Origin of the sequence: Ruoffia sp. FAM 24228 (assembly GCF_045528575.1) — a bacterium.
Taxonomy (GTDB): domain Bacteria; phylum Bacillota; class Bacilli; order Lactobacillales; family Aerococcaceae; genus Ruoffia; species Ruoffia halotolerans.
This window is the reverse complement of record NZ_JBGQQZ010000138.1, coordinates 1-1,262: the sequence shown is the minus strand read 5'-3', so window position 1 is coordinate 1,262 and position 1,262 is coordinate 1. Positions and strand designations below refer to the sequence as shown.

The following is a 1,262-nucleotide window of genomic DNA, read 5'->3' as shown; positions in this document are numbered from 1 at the left end:
GGTGTGTTGTAAGATGAAACGCAACACTAAAAAAAGACATGAAGATTCGTTATACTTAAGTCACCACAACATAGTATAAGGAGAGAATCTTCATGTCACACACTCATTTTAACACAAAGAAATCTAAAGGGCATTTGAAATTCACGGAACGTGAACTGATCGAACAATGGCTAAAAGAAGACAAAAAGCAAGCTGAGATTGCCCGTTTGCTTGGCCGAAATAAATCAACTATTTCACGTGAAATCAAACGGGGTACCGTCGTCCAAATTAGTCAAGGTAAAAAAGTCGAGAAGTATCTAGCTGACTTTGGTGAAGTCACTTATTTAAAGAATAGACAACGCAGTCAATCAAAAGGTATGCAAGCTTACTCTGGACGCTTTTGGTATAAATTAAAGAAAGCTCACCACAATGGTGTTTTCAAAGGAAAAAAGCGAACTCACAATATTAAAACATTTGTGATGTCCTATGCTTTAAAACATCCTAAGGAAAGAGTGCCTTGTTTCAAAACCGTCTATCGCTACATTCGACAAAATGCGCTGTGTATCAAGCCCCATGATTTACCTATGATGTATCGTTTGAAACCAAGAAAAAATAAGCACAGTCGTCCAAAGGGACGAAATAAGAAAGTTCTGGGTACCAGTATTTCGGACCGAGCATCAAGTGTGTTAGACCGCTCGGAATTTGGTCATTGGGAAGCTGACTTAGTAAAGGGAAAACGCCATAAAGAAGAGCCGGCAGCCATTACATTAGTCGAACGGAAAACACGCTTCGCTATAGCAATGAAGATTGAGGATTATAAAAGCGAGACTGTATTAACGGCTTTTCAAACACTTGTAGAAAACAGCCCTCATCAGTTTAAAACTATTACATTTGATAATGGATCTGAGTTTGCGAAAGTATCTGAGCTTGAAAACGATGATTTATCTATTTATTTTTGTCATGCTTACGCATCATGGGAACGGGGGTCTAACGAGAATTTCAATAAACTCTTAAGAGAGTTTATACCGAAAGGTAAATCGTTACATCATTTTACTTCTGACTATATATCAGAAGCAGCTGGTAAGATAAATAAACGCATACGATCCATACTCGGTTTAATGTCCGCTCAAGAAGCCTACCAGACCGAATTGTCTTTAATGGAATAAAGACTTGAGTTATAAAAGAATCGAAAAGCGACATTTCCCCCATGGGGGAAACCCTATACCTAAAAGTCTAATGGGGTATGTCTTTTGAATAACAATAGTGTTGCATTTGATTTGACA

1 protein-coding gene is annotated in these 1,262 nt (G+C 37.9%); it reads left to right on the top strand.

Annotation, left to right across the window (positions count from 1 at the left end):
• Positions 1-92 precede the first annotated feature (92 nt).
• Positions 93-1,145, top strand: coding sequence for an IS30 family transposase (locus ACEN33_RS12380; RefSeq protein WP_407095206.1), 1,053 nt, complete (start codon positions 93-95; stop codon positions 1,143-1,145).
• The last annotated feature ends 117 nt before the right edge of the window (positions 1,146-1,262 follow it).